This is a genomic window from Mycobacterium heidelbergense, assembly GCF_010730745.1.
In the GTDB taxonomy this organism is placed as follows: domain Bacteria; phylum Actinomycetota; class Actinomycetes; order Mycobacteriales; family Mycobacteriaceae; genus Mycobacterium; species Mycobacterium heidelbergense.
The window spans coordinates 473,393-498,939 of sequence record NZ_AP022615.1 but is presented as its reverse complement, the minus strand read 5'-3'; the positions used below and the strand labels follow the sequence as shown (position 1 = coordinate 498,939).

At 67.2% G+C, this 25,547-nt stretch carries 12 protein-coding genes and 1 pseudogene; 10 read left to right on the top strand and 3 right to left on the bottom strand.

Annotated features, from left to right (window positions below; genetic code table 11):
- Positions 1-421 precede the first annotated feature (421 nt).
- A complete protein-coding gene (locus G6N25_RS02310) occupies positions 422-781 on the bottom strand; it encodes an Rv2640c family ArsR-like transcriptional regulator (protein ID WP_083074578.1) in 360 nt (119 codons plus the stop codon).
- 100 nt (positions 782-881) lie between these two features.
- Between G6N25_RS02310 and G6N25_RS02305 the strand changes: the two genes are divergently transcribed.
- The gene (locus G6N25_RS02305) at positions 882-1,289 is read left to right on the top strand and encodes an ArsI/CadI family heavy metal resistance metalloenzyme (RefSeq protein ID WP_083074579.1); all 408 of its coding nucleotides are present in this window, start codon (positions 882-884) and stop codon (positions 1,287-1,289) included.
- Positions 1,290-1,306: 17 nt separating this feature from the next.
- Positions 1,307-2,562, top strand: a pseudogene (gene arsB, locus G6N25_RS02300) (ACR3 family arsenite efflux transporter); the annotation flags it as partial.
- Positions 2,563-2,659: 97 nt separating this feature from the next.
- Here the strand turns inward: arsB and G6N25_RS02290 are convergent.
- A complete protein-coding gene (locus tag G6N25_RS02290) occupies positions 2,660-3,505 on the bottom strand; it encodes an aldo/keto reductase (protein ID WP_163672566.1) in 846 nt (281 codons plus the stop codon).
- A gap of 345 nt (positions 3,506-3,850) precedes the next feature.
- Here G6N25_RS02290 and G6N25_RS02285 point away from each other — a divergent pair, with 345 nt between their 5' ends.
- The 8 genes from G6N25_RS02285 (at position 3,851) to G6N25_RS02250 (ending at position 24,333) form a co-directional block, all read left to right on the top strand.
- Complete coding sequence (locus G6N25_RS02285) at positions 3,851-4,951, top strand: alpha/beta hydrolase (RefSeq protein WP_083074582.1); 1,101 nt, start codon at positions 3,851-3,853, stop codon at positions 4,949-4,951.
- A gap of 90 nt (positions 4,952-5,041) precedes the next feature.
- The gene (locus G6N25_RS02280) at positions 5,042-5,809 is read left to right on the top strand and encodes a DsbA family protein (protein WP_083074583.1); all 768 of its coding nucleotides are present in this window, start codon (positions 5,042-5,044) and stop codon (positions 5,807-5,809) included.
- An 8-nt stretch (positions 5,810-5,817) separates the two neighbouring features.
- Entirely contained in the window at positions 5,818-6,441 is a 624-nt protein-coding gene (locus tag G6N25_RS02275) for a vitamin K epoxide reductase family protein (protein ID WP_372506915.1), read from the top strand.
- 10 nt (positions 6,442-6,451) lie between these two features.
- On the top strand, positions 6,452-7,006 hold the full coding sequence (gene rsmD / locus G6N25_RS02270; RefSeq protein ID WP_083074585.1) for a 16S rRNA (guanine(966)-N(2))-methyltransferase RsmD: 555 nt from the start codon (positions 6,452-6,454) through the stop codon (positions 7,004-7,006).
- A 23-nt stretch (positions 7,007-7,029) separates the two neighbouring features.
- Positions 7,030-7,506, top strand: coding sequence for a pantetheine-phosphate adenylyltransferase (gene coaD / locus G6N25_RS02265; protein WP_083074586.1), 477 nt, complete (start codon positions 7,030-7,032; stop codon positions 7,504-7,506).
- A gap of 90 nt (positions 7,507-7,596) precedes the next feature.
- Positions 7,597-9,345 (top strand): PfaD family polyunsaturated fatty acid/polyketide biosynthesis protein, encoded by a 1,749-nt coding sequence (locus G6N25_RS02260; RefSeq protein WP_083074587.1) that lies wholly within the window; start codon positions 7,597-7,599, stop codon positions 9,343-9,345.
- A 550-nt stretch (positions 9,346-9,895) separates the two neighbouring features.
- Complete coding sequence (locus G6N25_RS02255; protein WP_163672340.1) at positions 9,896-16,912, top strand: type I polyketide synthase; 7,017 nt, start codon at positions 9,896-9,898, stop codon at positions 16,910-16,912.
- Positions 16,913-16,935: 23 nt separating this feature from the next.
- A complete protein-coding gene (locus tag G6N25_RS02250; RefSeq protein ID WP_158084888.1) occupies positions 16,936-24,333 on the top strand; it encodes a beta-ketoacyl synthase N-terminal-like domain-containing protein in 7,398 nt (2,465 codons plus the stop codon).
- Here G6N25_RS02250 and G6N25_RS02245 read toward each other — a convergent pair.
- A complete protein-coding gene (locus G6N25_RS02245; protein ID WP_083074589.1) occupies positions 24,327-25,544 on the bottom strand; it encodes a permease in 1,218 nt (405 codons plus the stop codon). The genes G6N25_RS02250 and G6N25_RS02245 overlap by 7 nt on opposite strands.
- Positions 25,545-25,547: the final 3 nt, after the last annotated feature.

Here is a 25,547-nt window from a genome sequence, read left to right as displayed (position 1 = left end):
CACTGCGTCGCCGCGCATTCCACGACAGGCTCGACGACATCAAAGCGTTCTGGGTATCACCAGAAGGCCAGCAGATCAAAGCCGACGATCAGGCCGCCACCGCTTTTCTTCCGCGAGCGCCACGCCGAGTGGCGCATCGAACTCGATGTGCGGGCCCAGCGGGCGCTTCGTCCGCGTTGTCGGGACGAAGGTGACGTCATCGCCTACGGCACCACCGATATCGAGGGCTACGGGACAACCCCCGTTGAGCGGGCACAGTTCATCATCGACACCATCCGGACCTACCTGGTCCGACAGGCCTGCACACACCACCGCGACGATCTGCCAACAATCGAAGCCCTCCTCGGCACCCAGGCCCGCCGATGCCCAGACTGCGGAACCCGCATATCCACGCCCTAGCCATCCGGCGGCCGTAGGGCAACTAGGAGCAGCAGTTTGGGTCCAGCGCGGCGCATAACGCCTGCAACGCATCCGGGCGGACGCGATGGAACACGTTCATCCCGCGCCGATCCGAGATCACCAGACCCGCCTTGCGCAATTGCGTCAGATGATGGCTGACCGTCGATTCACTGAGTTCTAGCACCGCCGCCAGCTCGCCGGAAATCTCTTCACCTGCAGATGAACTGAACAGGTACGAGATGATCTTGACCCGCACCGGATCGGCCAGCGCTTTGAGTCGCAACGCGATCGCCAACGCATCGGCATCGCTCATGGGACCTGAGGCCACCGGGGCGCAACACACCGGCGCCGTCGTATCGATGACCGGCAACGCTTTAGGCATCACACCATCCTGCCACAGAGATTGACATATATCGAAAAGGTGGGAATGCTGGGCCGTGCCACTAGTTCGATATATGTCTCACACCTTGGAGGCTACGGCCATGTCACGCGTTCAACTGGCCCTTAACGTCGATGATCTCGATGAGGCAATCACGTTCTACTCCAAGCTGTTTAACACTGAGCCGGCCAAACGCAAGCCCGGCTACGCGAACTTTGCGATCGCCGATCCGCCGCTGAAGCTGGTGCTGCTGGAAAACGCGGGCCAGGGCGGGTCGCTGAATCATCTCGGGGTCGAGGTCGAATCCGGCGAGGTGGTGCACGCCGAGATCGCCCGGCTCACCGACGCCCAGATGTTCACCGAGGAGGAGATCGGCACCACCTGTTGTTTCGCGACCCAGGACAAGGTGTGGGTGACCGGGCCTGACGGTGAACGCTGGGAGGTTTACACCGTGTTGGCCGACTCCGATACCTTCGGCACCAGCCCCGCCCAGCCCCGGACCGGTGACTGAGTGCACGGAAGCATCCCATGATTGAGACCGCCGTTGCTCAAACCTCCTCGGTGGCACGGCTTTCCACATTGGATCGGCTGTTGCCGGTCTGGATCGCGGTCGCCATGGCTGCCGGGCTGCTGCTGGGGCGCTGGGTGCCCGGCTTCAACACCGTGTTGCAGAAAGTGCAGATCGAGGGGATCTCGCTGCCCATCGCGCTGGGGCTGCTGATCATGATGTATCCAGTGCTGGCCAAGGTCCGCTACGACCGCCTGGACACCGTCACCAGCGACCGCCGGCTGCTGATCAGTTCGCTGCTGCTGAACTGGGTGTTGGGCCCCGCGATGATGTTCACGCTGGCCTGGCTGCTGTTGGCAGACCTACCCGAATACCGCACCGGGCTGATTATTGTTGGGCTGGCCCGCTGCATCGCCATGGTCATCATCTGGAACGACCTGGCCTGCGGAGACCGCGAAGCCGCCGCCGTGCTGGTCGCGCTGAACTCGATCTTCCAGGTCCTCGCCTTCGCCGCACTGGGCTGGTTCTACCTCTCGGTGCTGCCTGGCTGGCTGCACCTACCCCAGACCACGATCTCCGCCTCGCCATGGCAGATCGCCAAATCCGTGCTTATTTTCCTGGGCATCCCCCTGGCGGCTGGTTATCTGTCACGCCGATTCGGTGAAAAAGCCAAGGGCCACACCTGGTATGAGACCCGCTATCTGCCCACCATCGGGCCCTGGGCACTCTACGGGCTGCTGTTCACCATCGTGATCCTGTTCGCCCTGCAAGGCCATCAAATCACCACCCGGCCATGGGATGTCGCCCGCATCGCGGTGCCGCTTTTGGGGTATTTCGCCATCATGTGGGTCGGCGGCTACCTTCTGGGTGGTGCGCTCGGCTTGGGGTATGAGCGCACTACCACCTTGGCGTTCACCGCCGCCGGCAATAACTTCGAGCTGGCGATCGCCGTGGCGATCGCCACCTACGGCGCCACCTCCGGCCAAGCCCTGGCCGGCGTCGTCGGACCCTTGATCGAAGTGCCAGTGCTGGTCGCCTTGGTCTATGTATCGCTGGCTCTGCGACCACGCCTGGATCCCACACGCGCCGTCGTCGATTCCTCGAGGAGCGCCCACGGATGAGCGTCACACCTAGCGTTTTGTTCGTCTGTGTGCACAACGCGGGGCGCTCCCAAATGGCCGCCGCGCTGCTGGCCCATCTCGCCGGTGATCGCATCGAAGTCCGATCCGCCGGAACCGAACCCGCCGACCAGGTCAACCCTGCCACCGGCACCGCATAACCACGCCGACACACCCGGGGCCGACGGCCCTCCCGATCGCCTGTCAGCACGCCCTGCAGTTCATCGCCGTGCTGCGCGGCGGGGTAGCGCGCGGCTACGAGCCGTCGTAGGTGTTCGGGTCCGGGCGCAGCCGGGTGCCGTCGTTGAGACCGTTGATCGCGTCCATGTGTTCGGCGGCCAACTCGAAATCGAAGATGTCCAGGTCGCTGGCGATGCGCTCGGCGTTGCTCGACCGGAAGACGACCGCATTGCCCAGTTGCACGTTCCACCGCAGCAGCACCTGCGCGGGCGTCTTGCCGTATTCGCCGGCGACCGAGGTCACCGTCGGGTTGTCCAGCAGCTTGCCGAGCACCAGCGGCGTGTAGGACTGCGTCACGACGTTGTGCTGCGCGTTCACCTTGCGCAGCTCGGCCTGGTTGAGCAGCGGGTGCAGCTCGATCTGGTTGACCACCGGGGTGACGAAGGTGAGGTCGATGACCATCGACAGGTGCTCTTCGGTGAAGTTCGAGACGCCGATCGAGCGGACGTGCCCCTCGCCGCGGGACTGGATTATCCCGCCGAAGGCGTCGACATACTTGCCCAGCGACGGGGCCGGCCAGTGGATCAGGTAGAGGTCGACGTAGTCCAGGCCGAGTCGCTCCAAGCTGGCGTTGCAGGCCGCCGGCGCCTTGCTGAAACCGTGGTCGGCGGTGGCCAGCTTGGTGGTGACGAACAGCTCCGCGCGCGGAATCCCGGACGCCGCGATCGCGCGGCCGACGCCGGCTTCGTTGCCGTAGACCGCGGCGGTGTCGATCAGCCGGCAGCCGAGCTCCAGCGCGGCCGACACCGCGCGTTCCGCCTCGTCCTCCGACAGCTCGGCGACCCCCAGGCCGAGCACCGGCATGGTGTTCTCGTCATTGAGGGCTATTGAGGGTACGGCGGAGCCCGACTCGCCAGTCAACGTCATTCACCTACCTGTGAAGTCGAAGGTTTCGTGGATCCGGACCCAGCCGGGTTTCGTCCTCGAGCACCGGGTTCGAAATCGAACACGTCGAAGCTACTCGCAATCCGTGTGGGTTTCACCGACTTGGGGATCACGATATTACCGAGCCGGGTATGCGGCCGCCGATCGCCCACCGCCGGCCGACGTTTCGACAACGTGGTCACCCCGTAAGGTTGGTCGCGCGGCACCTCGGAATCGGCGATCGCGCGCCGGGACTCCCGTTCGCTTCGGCGGGCCGCGGCACCCGGAAGAGCCCGACGACGGCGTCGCAGCACGCCATTCGGCCTGATCGAGGGAGCAGTCATGACCACGAGTCCGCCAGACGCGCCGACGCGGTGGACCAGTCGCCTGCAGGGCGCGGTCACCACCGCGGGCGCCCAGGTCATTCCGTGGATCCCGACCGCCGTCAGGCGGGGGCTGGTCCGTGGTCGTTCGGTCATCATCGACGGCAACACCCTCGACCCCACGTTGCAGTTGGTGCTGACGGGCCTGCACGCCGTCGGCATCGACGGGCTGGTCGCCGACGACGATCCGGGGGCGTCGCGGGCCCGGATGCGCGAGACGACGGTGGGACTGCCCGGTCCGCAGGTTCACGTCGAGGTCGACGACCTGACGCTGCCGGGACCGGCCGGTGACCTCGCGGCGCGGCACTATCGCCCGGCCGACGGCGGTGCCGCGCCCCTGCTGGTCTTCTACCACGGCGGCGGCTGGGCGCTCGGCGACCTGGACACCCACGACACGCTGTGCCGGTTGACGTGCCGTGACGCCGGCATCCACGTGTTGTCGATCGACTACCGGCTGGCTCCCGAGCATCCGGCCCCGGCCGCCGTCGAGGATGCCTACGCGGCGTTCCGGTGGGCCCACGAGCACGCCGGCGAGCTGGGCGCGACGCCCGGGCGCGTCGCGGTGGGTGGAGACAGCGCGGGCGGCAACCTGGCCGCCGTCGTGTGTCAACGGGCGCGCGACGACGCCCGGACCACGGGGGGCCCGACCCCGGTGCTGCAATGGCTGCTCTACCCGCGGACCGACTTCACGGCGCAGACCCGGTCGCTGAGCCTGTTCTCCCGCGGCTTTGTGCTGACCAAACGGGACATCGACTGGTTCGAGTCCCAATACCTGAGGCGGTCGGATCTGGACCGGTCGGACCCGCGGGTGTCGCCCCTGCTGGCCGAGTCGCTGTCCGGGCTGGCGCCCGCGCTGATCGCGGTCGCGGGTTTCGACCCGTTGCGCGACGAAGGCGAGAGCTACGCGGCGGCGTTGCGGGCCGCCGGCACCGCCGTGGACCTGCGGTACCTGGGTTCGCTGACCCATGGCTTCGCCAATCTGTTTCAGCTGGGCGGCGACAGCGCCGTCGCGACCGGCGAGCTGATCTCCGCCCTGCGCGCCCACCTGAGCCGGATCTGATTTGCCGGGGGGAACGCCGGTACTCTAGAGGCCCCGAGAGAACTTTGTCCGACCGCCGGACAAGCCCAGCACCGAAGGATCAGCGAACCCGTGGCCGACAAACCCAAGCGCCCCCCGCGATTCGATGTGACGTCGGCCGGCGGCAAATCCGGCCGGCTGGTCCAGATCGGCGGCACCGCGTTCATCGTGATCTTCGCCGTCGCGCTCGTCTTCTACATCGTGACGTCGCATCACAAGAAGGACGCCGCCACCGGCGCCGGCGACACGGTGCGGGTGACGTCGGGCAAACTGGTCACCCAGCCCGGGACGAGCAACCCGAAGGCCGTCGTCTCCTTCTACGAGGACTTCCTGTGCCCGGCCTGCGGCAATTTCGAGCGCACCTTCGGGCCGACGGTGTCCAAGCTCATCGACAGCGGCGCCATCGCGGCCGACTACTCGATGGTGTCGATCCTCGACAGCCCGAAGAACCAGAACTATTCGTCGCGCGCGGGGGCGGCGGCCCTCTGCGTCGCCGACGAATCCACCGACGCGTTCCGCCGGTTCCATACCGCGCTCTTCAGCACCAACATCCAGCCCGACGAGCGCGGCACCAGCTTCCCCGACAACGCGAGGCTGATCGAACTCGCCCGTGAAGCCGGCGTCGTGGGCAAGGTCCCGGACTGCGTCAACGGCGGCAAGTACCTTGCCAGGGTCTCCGGTGAGGCGGCGGCCGCGCACATCAACGCGACCCCGACCATCAAGATCAACGGCGACGAGTACCAGCCGTCGACGCCCGACGCGCTGGTCAGCAAGATCAAAAGCATCGTGGGCGACGTGCCCGGCATCGACACCGCCGTCGCTCCCGCGGCCGCATCGTGACCGCCCCGGTGTCAGCGCACACCGCCGACCTGACACCGGATTCGCATCCCGGGGCGCGGGTGCCCGCGCCCAGCGCGTGGTGGGTGCTGATCGCCGGCGCGATCGGCCTGGCCGCCTCGCTGGCCCTGACGGTGGAGAAGATCGAAATCCTGCTCAACCCGTCGTACGTGCCGTCGTGCAACATCAACCCGATCGTGTCGTGCGGCTCGGTGATGGTGACACCGCAGGCGTCGGTCCTGGGATTCCCCAACCCGCTGCTGGGCCTGGTGGGCTTCACCGTGGTGGTCGTCACCGGCGTGCTGGCCGTGGCGAAAGTGACTCTGCCCCAATGGTATTGGGTTGCGTTGACGGGCGGGATCCTGATCGGCTCGGTGTTCGTGCACTGGCTGATCTTCCAGAGCCTGTACCGCATCGGCGCGTTGTGCCCGTACTGCATGGTGGTCTGGGTGGTCACCATCTCGCTGCTGGTGGTGGCCGCGCCGATCGCGTTCCGCCCGGCGCCGCGGCGAGGCCGATCCGGCCCGGCGTGGGTGCTGTACCAGTGGCGGTGGTCGGTCGCCGCGCTGTGGTTCACGGCGGTGTTCCTGCTGATCGTGGCGCGGTTCTGGAACTACTGGTCGACGCTGCTGTGAGGGTCCGCCGGTGACGCGGATCATCGGCGGCGTCGCCGGGGGCCGGCGCATCGCCGTCCCGCCGCGGGGGACCAGGCCGACCACCGACCGGGTACGCGAATCGCTTTTCAACATCCTGACGGCGCGACGGGATCTGACCGGCCTGGCGGTGCTCGACCTCTACGCCGGTTCGGGCGCGCTGGGTCTCGAGGCGCTGTCGCGCGGGGCCGCGTCGGCGCTGTTCGTGGAGTCCGACCAGCGCACCGCGGCCGTCATCGAGCGCAACATCGCGGCCCTGGGCCTGCCCGGTGCGACGCTGCGCCGCGGCGCGGTGACGGCCGTCCTGGCGGCCGGCGCGGCGTCCCCGGTGGACCTGGTGCTCGCCGACCCGCCGTACGACGTCGACGCCGCCGAGGTGAACGCCGTCCTGGCCGCCCTGGCCACCCATGGCTGGGTGCGCGAGGGCACCGTCGCGGCGGTGGAGCGGGCGGCCGCCGGAGCGGCGGTGACGTGGCCGGCGGGCTGGTCGTCATGGCCCGAGCGTGTCTACGGCGACACCCGTTTGGAGCTCGCCCAACGGCTGTGACCCACCGTGTACCGTCATTCGTCATGGCTGGCGCGGTATGCCCCGGGTCGTTCGACCCCGTGACGTTGGGCCACATCGACGTCTTCGAGCGCGCCTCGGCCCAGTTCGACGAGGTGGTGGTCGCGATCCTGACCAACCCCGCCAAAAAGGGCATGTTCGACCTCGGCGAGCGCATCGCGATGATCGAGGAGTCGACGACACACCTGCCCAACCTGCGGGTGGAGGTAGGGCAGGGCCTGGTGGTCGACTTCGTCACGTCGCGCGGGATGACCGCCATCGTGAAGGGCCTGCGCACCGGCACCGATTTCGAATACGAGCTGCAGATGGCGCAGATGAACAAGCACATCGCCGGCGTCGACACCTTCTTCGTCGCGACCGCGCCGCAGTACTCGTTCGTGTCGTCGTCGTTGGCCAAGGAGGTCGCGCTACTCGGCGGCGACGTGTCGGAGCTGCTGCCCGAACCGGTGAACCGCCGGCTACGCGAGAAGCTGTCCGGCTGAGTCTGCCGGCCGTGCGATCACCACGCCGGAACGGCCGAAATGGCCGCCCCTCAATGGGGGCAGAGCAACCAATGAGACGTTTTGACCCGTATGGTGCTGGTTCGTGACAAAATCGTGCTGGATTCGGTTGATAAGGTATTCGGCCACCTAGGCAACCCGTCAGCACTGACGTTTGAGGGGAAATTGGCAGTGAACGAGCGACCCACCGCAGTATTGGGGCAGCACGCCGAGGCTGGCCCGGTTCTGGGCGGGTGGCGCCCGAGCACCGTGCCCCCGGCGTTTGCCTCACAAGACATCACCCACCTCCTGCAATATGTGCGGCACCCGGTTCACGTGGTCCGCGAGGAGGCCACGGGGCAACTGGGCCTTGCCATGGGCGGCGAGCTGATAGGTACCGGCGAGTCCGACGTATCGCTGGTCGGGATCCTGCCTCCGACCTACCCGGAATGGTTGGGTGACCGTGAGTTCTGCGAGGCGCACGGGCTCCGCTTTCCGTACGTCACCGGGGCCATGGCCAACGGCATCGCCACGCCCGAGCTGGTGGTGGCGGTCGCGGAGGCGGGGATGCTGGGCTTCTTCGGCGCGGGCGGCCTCTCGTACGCCGGCGTGGAGCGCGGTCTGGCCGAGATCCAGACGAGGTTGGCGGGTCGAACCGGGCTTGCCTGGGGCGCGAACCTGATCCACTCGCCCAACGAAGCCGCGCTCGAGGCGCGTGTCGCGGAGCTGTTCATCGAGAGAGGCGTCCAGATCGTCGAGGCCTCGGCGTTCATGAAGCTGACCCCCGCGGTCGTGCACTACGCCTTGTCGGGCCTGTCGACCGATCCGACGGGCGCCATCGTCCGCAAGAACCACGTGATGGCGAAGGTGTCGCGCCCCGAGGTCGCCCGGTTGTTCATGCAACCCGCGCCGGAGGCTCTGGTCTCGGCGCTGGTGGCCGCCGGCAAGGTGACGCCACGAGAGGCTGAGCTTGCGCGGCATGTGCCGGTCGCCGAAGACATCACGGTCGAGGCCGACAGCGGCGGCCACACCGACAACCGACCGCTACCGGCGCTTTTCTCGGAGATCGTGATGCTGCGCGACCAGCTGGCCCGACAGCACCGCCTGGGCTTCCGGGTGCGCGTGGGCGCCGCCGGTGGCATCGGCACGCCCCAGTCGGTCGCCGGCGCCTTCGCGATGGGGGCCGCGTACGTGCTGACCGGCTCGGTCAACCAATCGTGCGTCGAGTCGGGGCTTTCGCCCCACGCGCGAGCGATGCTCGCTAAAGCCGGAGTGGCGGACGTGATGATGGCGCCGGCCTCCGACATGTTCGAGATGGGCGTGAACCTGCAGGTACTCAAGCGTGGGTCGATGTTCGGGCCGCGCGCGAGGAAGCTCTACGAGTGGTATGCCGGCCACCCGAGCGTGACCGATGTCGCGCGCAAACACGGGGCCGAGCTGGAAAAGTTCTTCGGCAAATCCCTCGACGAGGTCTGGTCGGAAACGCAGCAATACTGGGCACAGCGCGACCCCGGGGTGCTCGAGCTCGCGACCCGGGACCCGAAGTATCAGATGGGGTTGATATTCCGTTGGTACCTCGGCAAATCAAGCCGGTGGGCGATCGACGGCGAACCCGATCGTGTCCTCGACTACCAGATCTGGTGTGGTCCATCCATGGGGGCCTTCAACACCTGGGTGGCAGGTAGCTATCTGGAGCAGTGCGAAAACCGCAACGTCGTCCAAGTGGCGCTTAACCTGCTCGAAGGCGCCACTCAAATCAGCCGCGCCCAGCAGGCGCGCAAGTGCGGGATACCCGTCCCGGCGTCCGCGTTCGGCTATATTCCGCGCCCGTTGTCCTTGTAGCGTATTGGGGTCCCCGCCGTACCTTTCTTGGTTGAGTTGGATTGTGTTCACTTTCATGCTTTCGTGTCCATTATCCGTGGACCGGATTGCGCATTTTGGAAATCTTCTTTGCGCATTGCGGGAATTAATCACCGAAGGGTGGGCGGGTAATAAAAGGGCGAATGAGAAAACCGATCGTACGCTCGGAGTGGAACGCCGTTCGCGCCGCCCCGGTGACCGCGTATGGGGAGGCGGTGACGGCGCCGGCAGGGTGCGAGTGGGCGCAAAACTCGGTGGCGCCGGGTGGGCGCGCGCACGGCTATCCGCGGGCCGGCAGTCGCCGCGACCGCCCGCGGCGGGCCAGGAAGCTCACAGGTCAATGATTGCCCGAAGCTCAATCCATCGGTATTGACGATTCGTCAGTACAGGAGTCGTCGTTCTGATAGCGTCCAGGCAAGCGCTGGAGCTGTCTCGGCTGGTCAACGACGCCAAAATCCTCGACGGCCAGCCTTTTGATGTGATGCAGGTCAACAAATGACTGTTGATCGGCCAAATCGTGCAAAGGAGATTTATGGAATCCAAGCATCCTCCTGTTGCGGTTGTCGGAGTAAGTGCACTGTTCCCCGGGTCTCCCGAAGCCACGCGGTTCTGGCGCAACATCGTCGAGGGCGTCGACCTGTTCTCCGATGTTCCCGAATCGCATTGGCGTATTGACGACTTTTACGACCCTTCTCCGGGTGCGGCGGACAAGGTCTACGCCAGTCGTGGCGGATTCTTGCCCGACGTCGATTTCTCACCAATGGATTTCGGAATTCCACCGAATGTTTTGCCCGCGACTGACACGGCCCAGCTCCTCGCACTGCGAGTCGCCCAGCAAGTATTAGAGGACGCCGCCGACGGTGACTTTTCTCACATTGATCGTGAACGCGTCAGCGTCGTACTCGGCGCATCCGGCGGTACCGAATTAATCACCCACATAAGTGGCCGGCTGCACCGACCGGTCTGGGAGCGCGGGCTGCGCGCCGCCGGTCTTTCCGATCGCGAGCTCGAGGCATTCAGCGAGCGGGTGGCCTCCAGCTACACGCCGTGGCAGGAGAACACCTTCCCCGGGCTGCTCGGCAACGTCATCGCCGGACGAATCGCCAACCGCTTCGACCTCGGCGGCACGAACTGTGTGATCGACGCGGCGTGTGCAAGCTCCCTGGCCGCGCTCGAGGTCGGGCTGCACGAGCTGTACCTCGGCGAATCGGACATGGTGATCGCCGGCGGCGTCGATGCCTTCAACGACATCTTCATGTTCATGTGCTTTGCCAAGGTCACTGCGCTGTCGCCGAGCGGCGATTGCCGCCCCTTCTCCGATCAATCGGACGGCACGATGCTGGGCGAGGGGCTGTCCATGCTCGCGCTCAAGCGCCTCGACGACGCCGAACGCGACGGCGATCGGATCTACGCGGTGATCCGCGGCATCGGTACATCCTCGGATGGCCGGGCGAAGAGCATCTATGCGCCAAGCCCGGCGGGTCAGGCCAAGGCCCTGCGTCGCGCCTATGCCGCCGCCGGCTATGGCCCCGAGACCGTCGGGCTCGTTGAAGCGCATGGCACGGGCACCAAAGCGGGTGACGTTGCCGAGTTCACCGCGCTGCGCGAGGTCTTCGACGAATCGGGGCGCGCCGACCGGCAGTGGTGTGCGCTTGGCTCGGTCAAGTCGCAGGTTGGGCACACGAAGGGTGCGGCGGGGGCGTGCGGCCTGTTCAAGACCGTGATGGCGCTGCACCACAAGCTCTTGCCGCCGACCATCAAAATCGATCAACCCAATGCCGGCCTCGAGATCGAGAAATCGCCGTTCTATCTGTCGACCCGGGCGAAGCCATGGCTGCCCGACCACGGAGCCCCGAGGCGTGCGGCCGTGAGCTCGTTCGGCTTCGGGGGCACCAACTTTCATGTCACCGTCGAGGAGTACACGGGCAGCGGAAAGCGTGCTTGGCGGTATCGGTCCTGGGATTCCGAACTGGTAGTGCTCGGCGCGCCGTCGGCAGCCGCGCTGTCCGGTGAAGCCGCCCGCCTGTCCGCCTCGCTGGTGGAGAGCAACGACATGCTCAGCTACATCGCACGCAGCACGCAATCGGCGTACGACGCCACGCAGCCGCACCGCCTGGCCGTCGTCGCCGACAGCGTCTCGACCTTGCGCGCCATGCTCGACGAAGCCGCGGCGAAACTCGAAACACCCGATTTGGCGGCATCATTCGGCTCGCCGAAGGGGTATTACTATTCGGCACGCACACCCGGGCCGGTCGCGCTGTTGTTCCCGGGGCAGGGCAGCCAGTACGTCGGCATGGGCGCCGACATCCCCCAGCTCTACGAGGCCGCGTTGTCGCCGTGGGAACTCGCCCGTGCCCAGGATCTGAACGCCGATCGCGACCTGCATCAGGTCGTGTGGCCGAAGACGGCATTCGGCGAGGACCAGCGCGCACTGCAGACGGCCGAGTTGACGAAGACCGAGTGGGCGCAACCCGGCATTGGCGCACACAGCCTGAGCCTGTTGTCCGTGATTCGCGCGCTGGGCATCGCGCCCGTTGCCGTCGGTGGACACAGCTTCGGCGAGGTCAGCGCGCTGTGCGCCGCCGGTGTCTTCAGTGAAGAGGTTGCCCTTCGGATCGCGCGGGCACGTGGAGTGCTGATGGCCCAAGCGGCCGCCAGCAGCGACGGGGCCATGTGTGCGGTCGCGGGACCAGTCGAGCAGATCCGCGCGCTGATCGACGAGTGGGGGCTTTCGGTCGTCATCGCGAACCACAACGCTCCCGACCAGGTGGTGCTCTCTGGCGACAGCGCGGCGATAGACGACGCGGCGCCGCGATTTAACGCGGTCGGCATGAAGGCGCGGCGCCTCGATGTCGCCACTGCCTTTCATTCCGAGATCGTGAGCTCGGCGGCGGTTCCGTTCGCTTCGTTCCTCGAGAACGTCACGTTTGGCACGCCGGAGGTGCCCGTGTACGCCAACGCGACGGCCCGGCCCTACTCCACCGACGCCCAGGCGATGCGGGCCACCCTTGCCGACCAGATCGCTCAGCCCGTGCGGTTCGCCGAGCAGATTCAGGCAATGTGGCAGGCCGGTGCACGGACGTTCGTCGAGGTCGGCCCCGGCGGCGTGCTGACAAATCTCGTCGGCAAATGTCTTGCCGGCCAAGAGCATTCCGCGGTGTTCCTGGACGCCAAGGGCAGAAACGGCGTTCGGTCGCTGTGGATCGGGCTCGCGCAGCTCGCGGCCGCCGGCGTCCCGATGAATTTCGAAAGTCTGTGGGCTGATTACCGCCTCAACGATGATCCGCGCGAGCGCGAGCAGCCGAAGCTGACCTTGAAGATCAACGGATCGAACTATGGAAGGCCGCAGGTCAGCGAAGAACCCATGCGGCGGCCGGCCGATAACGATATGTCCCCCAACCACAGTGGCCACAACAACGGACACAGGACCGAATCGGAGACCACATTGGCGCCATCCGAATCAATCACGCCCGCACCCCACGTCAACGGGTCGGCACCCGCTGCCCAGCGGTCGGCGCCGACCCCGGTCACCCGGCCCGCGCTGCCTCTGCCTCCGGCGCCGGCCGCGTACAACGGCAATGGTGCTCATGCGGGCGCGGTCGTTCCCGCCGCGGCCGGCGCGGCGAGTAACGGCGTTGCCCGACCCGTCGGGACGCCCGCGGCCGTGCTCGACATCAATGCCGATGCGGTGACGGCGATGATCACCGCGATCGGGGCACTGCGGGAATCCATCGATCACCTGCAAGCACTCTTACAGGGCACGGTGTCCCGGACCGCGGTGGCCGCACCGCCCGTCGCGCCTCCGGCAATGTCCAATGGCGCCTCGGCGCTGCCGGTTCCGCCCGTTGCGCCGGCCGCCACCAATGGCAATGGCAGGCCGGTGCCGCCCGCTCCACCGGTCGCGCCGGTTACGTCGAATGGTGTTGCGGTGCAGGCGGTGCCGGCGGTGTCTAACGGTGTTTCGGCGGTGGCGGTGTCTGTGGATTTGGTGGGGCAGATGCTGGATGTGGTTGCCGATAAGACGGGTTATCCGGTGGAGATGCTGGATTTGTCGATGGCGTTGGAGGCTGATTTGGGGATCGACTCGATTAAGCGGGTCGAGATTTTGTCGGCGGTTCAGGAGCGGATTCCGGGGTTGCCTGAGGTGGATACGGCGACGATGGGTTCGTTGGTGTCGTTGCAGGAGATCGTTGGTTATCTGCAGGGTTTGATGGCCCCGGCGTCGTCTAATGGTGTGGCGCACGCGGCGTCGAATGGTGTTGCGGTGCCGGCGGTGTCTAACGGTGTTTCGGCGGTGGCGGTGTCTGTGGATTTGGTGGAGCAGATGCTGGATGTGGTTGCCGATAAGACGGGTTATCCGGTGGAGATGCTGGATTTGTCGATGGCGTTGGAGGCTGATTTGGGGATCGACTCGATTAAGCGGGTCGAGATTTTGTCGGCGGTTCAGGAGCGGATTCCGGGGTTGCCTGAGGTGGATACGGCGACGATGGGTTCGTTGGTGTCGTTGCAGGAGATCGTTGGTTATCTGCAGGGTTTGATGGCCCCGGCGTCGTCTAATGGTGTGGCGCACGCGGCGTCCAATGGTGTTGCGGTGCCGGCGGCGTCGAATGGTGTTGCACCGGTGGCGGTGTCTGTGGATTTGGTGGGGCAGATGCTGGATGTGGTTGCCGATAAGACGGGTTATCCGGTGGAGATGCTGGATTTGTCGATGGCGTTGGAGGCTGATTTGGGGATCGACTCGATTAAGCGGGTCGAGATTTTGTCGGCGGTTCAGGAGCGGATTCCGGGGTTGCCTGAGGTGGATACGGCGACGATGGGTTCGTTGGTGTCGTTGCAGGAGATCGTTGGTTATCTGCAGGGTTTGATGGCCCCGGCGTCGTCTAATGGTGTGGCGCATGCGGCTGCCAATGGTGTTGCGGCGTCGAATGGTGTTTCGGCGGTGGCGGTGTCTGTGGATTTGGTGGGGCAGATGCTGGATGTGGTTGCCGATAAGACGGGTTATCCGGTGGAGATGCTGGATTTGTCGATGGCGTTGGAGGCTGATTTGGGGATCGACTCGATTAAGCGGGTCGAGATTTTGTCGGCGGTTCAGGAGCGGATTCCGGGGTTGCCTGAGGTGGATACGGCGACGATGGGTTCGTTGGTGTCGTTGCAGGAGATCGTCGGTTACCTGCAGGGTCTGATGGCCCCGGCGGCCTCAAACGGGTCGCCGCCACTGCACGCGTCGCCACCCAACGGCAGCCCGGCAGGTGGTCGCCTCCCTTTTGAGTTAGCCGGAGCAGCGATCGCCCGCTACGCGGTGCACGCGGTCGCTACTCCGGCTAGCGGGATGGGAATGCCGGGCCTCTACGGCGCCGCCGACGTGCAGATCGTCGCAACCCAGGACCACCCCGTCGCTGATGCCCTGGCCGCGCTCCTGCGCACCCACGGCATTGAAGCCGCGACGGTGACCGAGGCCGGCGCCGACGCCGACGCGGTGATCCACCTCGGCGGTCTGACGCCAACGGCCGGCCGTGAAGAGACGCTGGCCGTCAATCGGGTGGTCTTCGCGGACGCGCAACGCGTCGCCGCGAAGTTTCAAGAACGCGGCGGCGTCTTCGTCACCGTTCAAGACACCGGCGGCACCTTCGGGCTGCTCACCGACCCCGGCCCGCGCGCCTGGGCCGGCGGCATCGGCGCCCTCACCAAGACCGCCGCACAAGAGTGGCCGAATGCCCAGGTAAAGGCCATCGACATTGCGGCGGAACGGCATTCGCCGAGCGTCGTCGCCGAACACCTGGTGCAGGAGCTATTGGCCGGCGGGGCGGAACTGGAAGTCGGCCTGGGCAGCACCCACGGTCGAGTCACGGTCGCCGCGGGTGCGAGGCAGGTGACCGCACACACGCGTCGCATCGACCACCGTGACGTGATCGTCGTGTCCGGTGGGGCCCGTGGCGTGACCGCCGCCTCGGTGATCGCCCTGGCGAAGGAGACGCGGGCCAGTTTCGTTCTGCTGGGACGGACGGAACTCGCCGACGAGCCACCCGCGGCGCGCGGGCTGACCACCGATGCCGAACTCAAGCGGGCCCTGCTCGCGACCGCCGCCGCCGACGGACAGAAGCTGACGCCAAGACAATTGGAACAGCAGGTGCAGCGCATCCTGGCCGATCGCGAGGTGCGGGCGACCCTCGCCGACCTCGGCGCCGCCGGTTCCCGGGTCCGGTATGCCGCGGCCGACGTCCGCGACGTCGCTCAACTCGGCGCTCTTCTCGACAGCGTGCGAGCGGATTTCGGCCCGATCACGGGGTTGGTGCACGGCGCCGGTGTATTGGCCGACGCGCCCTTGCACAAGAAGACGCTCGACGGATTCGATCGCGTCTTCGAGACCAAGGTCGGCGGTCTGTGCGCGCTGCTGGACGCGACCGCCACCGACGCGCTGAAGATCGTCTGCCTGTTCTCCTCGGTGGCCGCCCGCAGCGGCAACGTCGGCCAAAGCGACTACGCCATGGCCAACGAGATCCTCAACAAGGTGGCCCTGGCGGAGCAGGCCCGTCGGGGTCCGGCCTGCCTCGTTCGGGCATTGGGCTGGGGACCGTGGGACTCCGGCATGGTCACGCCCGCCCTCAAGGCGATGTTCGAATCCCGGGGCATCTCCTTGATACCGCTCGCCGGCGGTGCGCGGGCCTTCGTCTCGGATGTGCTCGACGCCGAGACCGGCAGCCCCGAGGTGACACTCGGCGACGGCGTAGTGGCGGGCCTGCCAACCCATCCGATGCCCGCCGAGGGCCGGATCGCATGCGTGACGGCCCACGTGACGCGGCAGCCCCATCTGGTTGACCACCGCGTCCAGGGAAACGTCGTCCTCCCGGTTGTGCAAGCGCTGGAGTGGTTCGTGCGAATGGCGGAAGCATGCCGGCCCGGATACCGCGTGGACCGTCTTCTCGACCTCCGGGTGCTTCGCGGCGTGACACTGCACGACTTCGAGCAACACGGTGACCTCATGCTGGTGCGCTGCGCGCCGGTGGAAGATCACCCGGACCGGCTGACGTGCACGCTGTCCGATCGCTCGGGAACGGTTGCCCACTACTCCGCGACGGCCGAAATGGGATGGGGCCCAACGGTTACGCCGACCATGGCGGCAACCCCCCGCGGTGGCCGCCTGCTGAATCGCGAGACCTGCTACACCAACGGCGCGCTCTTCCACGGCCCCGCATTCCAGGTCCTCGAGGGCGTGGAGTGCCAGGACTCGAGCGCAACGGCATCCCTCTGCGGTCTGACGGCAGCGGGCTGGCGGGGCGACGACTGGGCCACGGATGCCGCGGCCCTCGACGGCTGCCTGCAGGCGGCGTTGGTATGGAGCTTTGAACGGCTTGGCCGCAAGGTGCTGCCGCTGCGGGTAAGCGAGGTCATCCGGTACCGCGCCGGCGCGCTCGGTGGCGCCCTGCGGTGCGTGCTCTCCAATGGCGACGCCAAGAGCAGCCGAGCCATCTGCGACCTCGACCTCGTCGACGCCGACAATCTCGTGGTTGTCAGCCTCAAACGGCTCGAGTTGTACCCCTACGGCAGCTGATCCGACGATGCCGCGGAGTCGTCTTGAAGTTTGAGCCCATCGCGATCGTCGGCCAGGGCTGCGTACTTCCCGGCGGCCTGAGCCCCGACGAGTTGTGGACGACGGCGCGCGAGGGCCGTGATGCGCTCGGTTCACCGCGGCCGGATTATTGGGGCGTATCGGCCGCACGGGTCTTGCGGGACCAGCACAACGCGCCCCACTTCGACCACACCTGGTCCGACCGCGGCGGATACGTGCGCGGCTTCGAGGACGTGTTCGACGGTCGCGGTCTCCTGCTCGACGCCGCCGAACTCGACGGTCTGGATCCGCTATACCTCTGGGCCGTCGAGGCGGCCCGGCAGGCTCTGGAGAGCGCCGGCTGGTCCGCCGGGGAAATCCCGGGCTCGGCTGGGGTTGTCCTCGGCAACCTGAGTTACCCGACGAAGTCGATGACCGACCTGGCCGAAAAGGTCTGGCGCGGAACCGAACACGGGATCGACTGGCGCAATCGCTTCATGTCCGGCCTGCCGGCCCATCTCATCGCCAACGCACTGGGCTTGACCGCAGGCGCCGCGGCCCTCGATGCCGCATGCGCTTCTTCCCTGTATGCGATCAAGCTGGCATGCGACCGGCTGCACGACCACACCGCGGATGTGATGCTGGCCGGCGGCGTCAACGGCGCCAGCGATCTGCTTCTGCACGTTGGCTTTAGCGCGCTCCAGGCGCTGAGTCGTTCCGGCCGGTCACGGCCCTTCCACCGGGACGCGGACGGATTGGTGCCCGCCGAGGGCGCGGCGATCCTGGTGCTCAGGAGGCTCGACGACGCGATCGCCGCCAACCAGACCATTCTCGGTGTCGTCCGGGGCGTTGGCCTCAGCAACGACGGCCGGGGGCGCGGTCTGCTCGTGCCCTCGCAGGAGGGCCAGGAACGCGCGATGCGGCTCGCCTACGAAATGGCCGACCTTGAGCCGCAGGATATCTCACTCGTGGAGTGCCATGCCACGGGAACCTCCCGCGGCGACCTGACCGAGCTGATGAGCATGGCACGCATCTTCACCGGCATGACGAACGTTCCCATCGGGTCGCTGAAATCCAATCTGGGACACTCGATCACGGCGTCCGGTGCCGCGGCGGCCATCAAGGTTCTCGCGGCGATGCGTGCGGGTGTACGTCCCCCGACACTGCACGCTGACGATCCGCTGCCGTTCATCGCCGACTCGCCGTTCCGGCTGCTCGGCGAGGCCGAACCCTGGGTTTGCGTCGGCCCGCGCCGCGCCGCGATCAACAACTTCGGCTTCGGCGGCAATAACGCGCACCTGCTCCTCGAGGAATGGGTCGAGCCCGCCGAAAGGCGCAGGGCCCAGGTGAGATGGCCGGTGACCGGGCCCCAACCCCAGCACGACATCGCCGTTGTGGGACTGAGCCTCCTGGTGGGCGATGGGCACGAAACCGCCTCGGTCGCCGACCATCTGATGACGGGCCGGTCGATTCCCAGCTGCGACGACAGCGGCAGGCTCAGAGCGAGGATGGCCGAGGTATCCCTCGATCTCACTCAGACACGTTTCCCCCCAACCGATCTCAAGCAGACCCAACCTCAGCAGCTCGCCCTCCTCGGTGCGGCCCTTAACCTCGACGACCTGATCAAGGGTCTGCCGCCGGATACGACGAGTGTCGTCGTCGGAATGGGTTGTGACGCCGAGGTGACACGGTTCGGCGTCCGGTGGCGGTTGGCCGACGAAATCGACGACCCCGATCAGTTGGCGATGGCCCGCGATGACGTCGTGCAGGGGTGGACGGCGGCCGGAGTGGTCGGCGCCATGCCGAACATCGTCGCCAACCGTTTGAACAGCCAATTCGACTTGCGGGGACCGAGTTTCACGGTGTCCAGAGAGGAACTCTCCGGCACCACGGCGCTGGAGCTGGCCGCGCGTGCGTTACGGCGGGGCGAGGTCGATGCCGCGGTTGTCGGGGCGGTGGACCTCAGCTGCGAATCGGTGCACGAGGCGGCGGCACGGGTGCTGCTCGGTCCGGGCGAGCAGATACCCGGCGACGCCGCCGTCGTCGTCGTGCTCAAACGCGCCGAGGACGCGCGTCGCGACAACGACACGATTCTGGCCACCCTGCCGGCGGACCAACAACCACGCGGTGAGTGCCTCCACCTGGGCACCGCACCCGGCGCGCTGAACCTCTCACCGCTGCTGGGTCACGCCCATGCCGCATCGGGATTGCTGCACGTTGCCGCCGGTGCGCTCTATGGCTTTTTGGGGGTCTGGCCCGACGGCACGCCGTGGACAACGGACAGGCGGGCGGTCGTCGTCGCGCTGACCGGCATCGCCGGCGAAGAACAACGGATCGTGTTGCTGCCACCGTCGCCCGGAGGCCGGTTCCCGCCAGCCGCCCGGCCGCGCACCGGAAAGTCCACGCGGCTGTCCTTCCCGGCGCACCTGCCCGAGGTCCGGCTGCCGGCCAGCGTCGCGGCCGCCAGCGCCAATCCACTTCCCCCGCCCGCGGGACATCTGACCACCCAGCACCTGGAGCAGCTAATGGCAACGTACGTCCCGGTTCCACCCGCTCTGCCCAAGGCCTCGGAGGCGTTGACGCGGGTCCCGTTGGGCGAAGCCCTGATCGCGCAGACGCCGCCGGAGCCGCTGGCGATGGTGTACGACCTCGACTCGGAGATAGCCGTCGCGACCGCCGCCGAGGCAAACGCCCGCAGCGCCGTCGCGCTACCGGACGTTCGGGCCGATGTCACTGGCGACGCGCCGACGGCAACGGACTCGGACGTGTTGGCCCCGAAGGGAATCGACGAGCCGCTCCGGGCAGGCGCGAGCAGGGCGATCCAGCCGACCCGGCCCGCCGGAAAAGAGGTGCCGACGCCCACGGTCAAGCGCGCGCCGGTCGGCCTGACGCTGGACAAGGACGGCCTGCGCGTGCACGCCTCGGGAAAGATCTCCGAGATCTACGGCCCGGCGTTCGCGGTGCAAGACGACTACCCGCGCCAGGTGCGGATGCCCGAACCCCCACTGCTGCTGGCCGATCGCCTGCTGGGCATCGACGCCGAGCCGGGCGAGAACGGCACCGGAACCCTGTGGACCGAAACCGACGTCACCGCCGACGCATGGTGGCTGCACCAGGGCCGGATGCCGGCCGGGATCATGATCGAAGCCGGGCAGGCCGACCTGATGCTCATCTCCTGGATGGGCGCGGACTTTGTCAACAAGAGCGATCGGGTGTATCGGCTGCTGGGCTGCGAGGTGACCTACCTGGGTGGCCTGCCCGAGATCGGCGACACCCTGCGGTTCGATATCCACGTCGACGGCCACGCCCGCCAAGGCGACATCCGCATGTTCTTCTTCCACTACGACTGCACCATCGACGGTGTCGAGCGGATGTCCATGCGCAACGGCCAGGCCGGGTTCTTCTCCGACGAGGAGCTGGCGGCCTCGGGTGGGATCCTCTGGCGCCCCGAGGACGAAACCGTCGACGGCCCCATGGAACCGACGCCGGCGCACACGGCGCGCACGTCGTTGCGGCGCCAGGATCTGGAAGCGATGGCCGCGGGGGAGATCTGGCGCACGTTTGGCGCCGGTTTCGAGCGCACGGCCAGCCACACCCGCACGCCGAGCATCGCGGGCGGCGACATGCTGTTCGTCGACGAGGTGACGCAGCTGGATCTGTCCGGCGGCCCGTGGGGGCGGGGCTACCTGCGCGCCGTCGAGCACATCACCGGAGAAAAGTGGTACTTCACAGGTCATTTCAAGAATGACCCCTGCATGCCCGGCACGTTGATGTACGAGGCGGCGATGCAGACGATGGCGATCTACATGACCGCCCTCGGCATGACGATCGGATGCGACGGGTGGCGCTTTGAACCCGTGCCGTTCGAGACCTACAAGCTGGTCTGCCGCGGGCAGGTGACGCCGCGGTCACGCGAACTGGTCTACGAGGTGTTCGTGCGCGAGGTCATCGCCGGGCCCGAGCCCACGCTGTTCGCCGACCTGCTGTGCACCGTCGACGGCCTGCCGGCCTTCCACTGCCGTCGCATGGGCCTCAAACTCTCGCCCGGATGGCCGATGGATTTGGGCGCCAAGGAACTTGACGGGTATGTCGAACCCAAGGCCGTCGCCGAGGCGGACGGCTTCAGGTTCGACTACCAGGCGATGCTCGCCAGCGCGACGGCCAAACCCTCCATGGCCTTTGGCCCGCTCTTCGAGAAGTTCGACTCGCACCGGAAGGTGGCCAGGCTCCCGGGTCCGCCCTACCACTTCATGTCCCGGGTCACCGAGCTGGTCGGCGACATCGGTGCCGTCAAGTCCGGCGCGGAAGTCGTCGTGGAGTACGACGTCCCCGGCGACGCCTGGTATTTCGCCGCGAACGGGGCGCCGACGATGCCCAACGCCGTGCTCATGGAGGTCGCGCTGCAGCCCTGCGGCTGGCTGGCCAGCTACGTCGGCTGCCCGCTCGACGGCGAGGTGGACCTCTACTTCCGCAACCTCGACGGAACGGGCACCCAGCATCTCGAGATCACCCCGTCGATCGGGACATTGCGCACCAGGGTCTCGCTGACGAGCATCGCCAAGGCCGCCGGAACGATCATCGTGAGCTTCGTCGGCGAAATCCACGCGGATGCCGGGCTCGTCTACACCTTCGACACCGTGTTCGGATACTTCCGCCAAGAAGCGCTGCAGAACCAGGTGGGGCTCCCCGTCAGCGACGAGCAGCGCTCCATGGTGGAGCTCGCCTGCGACGCGCCGGTCGTCGAGCTGCGTGACCGCCCGCCAGGGTTTTTCGGGCCGGGAGCGCGGCTGGCCGAGCCGATGCTGTTGATGATCGACCGGGTGACGGGCCGTTGGCCCACCGACGGCGGCGCCGGGCTGGGGCGGTGGCGCGCCGTCAAGGACGTCGACCCCGCGGAGTGGTTTTTCAAGGCCCACTTCTGCCAGGATCCGGTGCAGCCCGGATCGCTGGGCATCGAAATGCTCTTGCAGCTCTTACAGTTCGCGATGCTCGACCTCGGGCTCGGCAAGGAGGCCGGGCCGTCGGCGCGCTTCGAGCCGGTGGCGCAGCGCGACGCGATCACGTGGCGGTACCGCGGTCAGATCATCCCCACCAACAAGCGGATCACGTCGCAGGTGGAGATCACCCGCATCGCCCGCGACGAGGGTGGTGTTCCCGGCATCCTGGCCGTCGCCGAGGCCTCCCTGTGGGTCGACGGAAAGCGGATCTACAGCGCGAGCAACCTCGGCATGCGGATCACCCTCGACGCGCCGGACGGCGAACCCGCGGCGCCGGCCGGCTCCTCCGCCACCTCGTTCGGGGCCCCGGCCACCACGACGGTCGAGACGGTCATCGATCCGGCGCGGGACACCTGGATCACCGATCACTGCCCGACCTACGTCATCCCCTCCCTGCCGATGATGTCGATCCTGGACCTGTTCGCGCAGGCGGCCGGCAAGGCTTGCGGCACAGCGAAAGTGGTGGAAGTCGCCGACCTGCGGGTCGTTCGCTGGGTCATCGTGGATTCGCCGAAGCGGCTGCGGGTGGTTGTCGAGCCGGCGGAGCCGGGCCGCTTTGCCGCCCGGTTGGAGGCCTGGCGCGACGCGCCGAATCCGGTGCTGTCGCGCTGGGAGACTCACGCGACCGCCACGATCGTCACCGCGGACCGCTACGCGGGCGAACCGGCGGACCCGGCGCCGCTGCGCGACGCGGTGGCCTTCGCCACCCCGTACGACGGCGCGGTGTTCCACGGGCCGGCGTTTGCCAGCCTGATGGATGGCGCACGCATCGGCCGCAACGGCTCATCCGGGACGCTCGCCGTGGACCGGTGCGCGGTTCCCGCGGGTCGGCTGCAGCCCGGGCTCCTCGACGGTGCGCTGCACATCGTTCCGCACGCGGCGATGAGCGTATGGACCGCGGACGGCGCGGCCGTCGAATCGTATGCGGATGCCCCGGACCCGGCGGTCGCGTTTCCGCGGCGCGTGGAGTGGGCCCGGTTCTACGGCGCCACCCCGGTCCAGGGAACCGTGGACGTGGAAACCCGATTCGTCGGATTTGACGACGCCGACGGCCGAATGCCGGTCATCGACCTGTGGCTCAGCGTCGCGGGTAAGCCCTGGGCCCACATCCGCCTCGTCGAGATCCTGCTGTCCAAGGGGCCTCTCGCCCAGGCCAGCGGCCCGAAGCGGCTGGCGTTTTTGGGCGAGCGGCGAGCGGTGTCCGCGATGTCGTTGGGGGATCGGCAGGGCCGCGGGGTTATCGCGCTCGATTCCGCCCGCGCGGCAACGCTGGATTGGTTCAAAGGCACCCTGCAAGCGGTGTATCGCACCGACGGCCAGGGTGATTCGCTGCTTGCCGACATCGCGACCAAAGAAGCCGTCGCCGATGCGGCCCACGGCGCGATACACCCGTCGCAGGTTCGGATCGTCGACGGGGTGCCGGGCTGTCCGGCGCTGCCGCTGGAGCGAGTCTCCGTCGAGGTCGAAGCGCATCCGGGCCGGTGCCGCGCCAGTGCGTCGCTGCAGACGGACTGGCAACCGGTGCGTCGCCGGTGGACCGACATGCTGGGATTGCCGCGGGACGGGTTTGGGGACCTTCTCCACTGGGCCCTGCTGTCGCGCTATGTCAGGCACGTGATCGTCGCCGACCCCGCCGCGATGTCGGCGGTTCGCGGGCGCCCCGTGTTGCTGCTGGGCAACCACCAGGTGCAGGTCGAGTCGCTGTTGGGCACCACGATCGCGTCGTGGCTGACCGGCACACAGGTCATACCGATCGCCAACGCCAAACACGAAACCCGGTGGATCGGCGATCTTTTGCGGCTTCTCGACGTCGCGGCGGGCCGGGAGCTGGTGACCATCCGGTACTTCGATCAGCAAGACCCGCAGCAGTTCTTCGGTCTGATGGAAAAGATCAAGGCCGATGTCGCCGACCGCGGGGCGTCGACTCTGGTCCATGCCGACGGGACTCGCGCCGTCCACTCCGGCCAGCGGGTCGAGCGGCTCACCTCCACGCTGCTGGATATGGCGCTGGAGGCGTCGCTGCCCATCGTGCCGGTGTACTTCGCGGGCGGGTTGCCCGCCGAAGCGGTGGATCGGAAGCTCGAGGTTCCCTATCGCCATGGCGCGCAGGACTATATCTTCGGCCGGCCGATCATGCCCGACGAGCTGGCCGCGTGGTCCTATGCCGACCGTCGACGGCGCGTGATTGACGCCATCAACGCGCTTGCCCCATTCAGCGATGCGCCCCACGAGCCCAACGTCGCCGTGGAGCAACGGATTAACGCTGGAGCGCCGGGCGCGTCCCCGCTCGAGTCGATCTGGGCTTGCATCGAGGACGCCCTGGACGGCCTCGCCGCGAATTGGCGGGACATGATCAGTGGCGACGAATGGGTGGCGGCCCGATCGGTCCAACGCCACGCCGCCGACATCGTCACCGGCCGTCAGTGATGATGATGGTGGTCGGCCGACGCATCGGGAGGGCCGCCCATCATCCGCACCATCGGCATCCCCCCGGAGGTGACGAACCGGACCACCAGCAACGCCGCGATGACAAGGAAAACGATGTTGAGCCAGCTGGTGTAGTTCCACGAGATCGCCGCGTGCATGACCGTGGCATTGCGCTGGCTTGGAATGAGGTTGGTTGTGCCAAAAAGGAATTCGATGAGATAGCCGGCGGCGACCATCGCCGCGTAGAAGGTTCCGAGCAGGGTCAGCATCATTCTGGTGCCGTAGTACTTGCGGTAGATGTTCAGGATCGGCAGGATCAGCAGGTCGGCGTAGATGAAGGCGATCACACCGCCGAAGCTGATGCCGCCGTTCCACAGCACCGCGGCCAGCGGTATGTTGCCGATCGAGCAGACGAAGGACGCGATCGCCACGACGGGCCCCACGATCGGTCCCCACAGCGCTGACCAGCCCGGGTGGTCGGCCAAAAAGAAGCCCCGCCAAAACGTTTCGGGCACCCACGCGGCGATGGCGCCGGCGATCAACAGGCCCACAACCAGGTCCCGCACGATGGCCAGCCATTCCATGACGAAGACGTGCGAAACCGAGGTATACCCCTCGGCGGAGAACAGCCGCCGCCAAAATGACCCGTCGCGTTTGATGGACATGTCCATCGCGGCATGCCCTTCCATCGAGCCGGCGACGCCCCGCTCGGCCTGCTCGCGCGCGGCGTCGACCAGGCGGGACCGCACGAACAGGCGGAACAGGACCGCCAGAACCACGATCATCAGCGGGCCACCGACAAACTCCGCGGCGGTGAACTGCCAGCCCATCAGCAGGGCCAAGATGATGCCCAGCTCGACGACCAGATTGGTGGAACCGATCTCGAACGCCATGGCCGCGGTGAAGTTAGCGCCCTTGCGGAACAGCGATCGGGCCAGGGCCACCGCGGCGTACGAGCACGACGACGATGCCGCGCCAAGCCCCGCCGCCACCGCCAGGGTGCGCGGCCGGTCGTCGCCGAGCAGCGCCACCACCGTCGAGCGCCGCACCACCGCCTGCACGACCGCCGACAGGGCAAAACCCAGGATCAGCGCCCACAGGATTTCCCACGTCATCGAGCCGGCCAGCGCCAGGGCGTGCTCGATTGCCGCCAGTACCTTGCCTGTCACGGGGTCCCCTCTTCCTTGAGCTCGGAGTCGATCATCACCCATGTG

Coding starts and splice junctions, on each gene's coding strand:
- G6N25_RS02255 (WP_163672340.1), top strand. CDS start 9,896: ATGGAATCCAAGCATCCTCCTGTTGCGGTTGTCGGAGTAAGTGCACTG.
- G6N25_RS02260 (WP_083074587.1), top strand. CDS start 7,597: ATGGTGCTGGTTCGTGACAAAATCGTGCTGGATTCGGTTGATAAGGTA.
- G6N25_RS02310 (WP_083074578.1), bottom strand. CDS start 781: ATGCCTAAAGCGTTGCCGGTCATCGATACGACGGCGCCGGTGTGTTGC.
- coaD (WP_083074586.1), top strand. CDS start 7,030: ATGGCTGGCGCGGTATGCCCCGGGTCGTTCGACCCCGTGACGTTGGGC.
- G6N25_RS02245 (WP_083074589.1), bottom strand. CDS start 25,544: ATGGGTGATGATCGACTCCGAGCTCAAGGAAGAGGGGACCCCGTGACA.
- G6N25_RS02305 (WP_083074579.1), top strand. CDS start 882: ATGTCACGCGTTCAACTGGCCCTTAACGTCGATGATCTCGATGAGGCA.
- G6N25_RS02285 (WP_083074582.1), top strand. CDS start 3,851: ATGACCACGAGTCCGCCAGACGCGCCGACGCGGTGGACCAGTCGCCTG.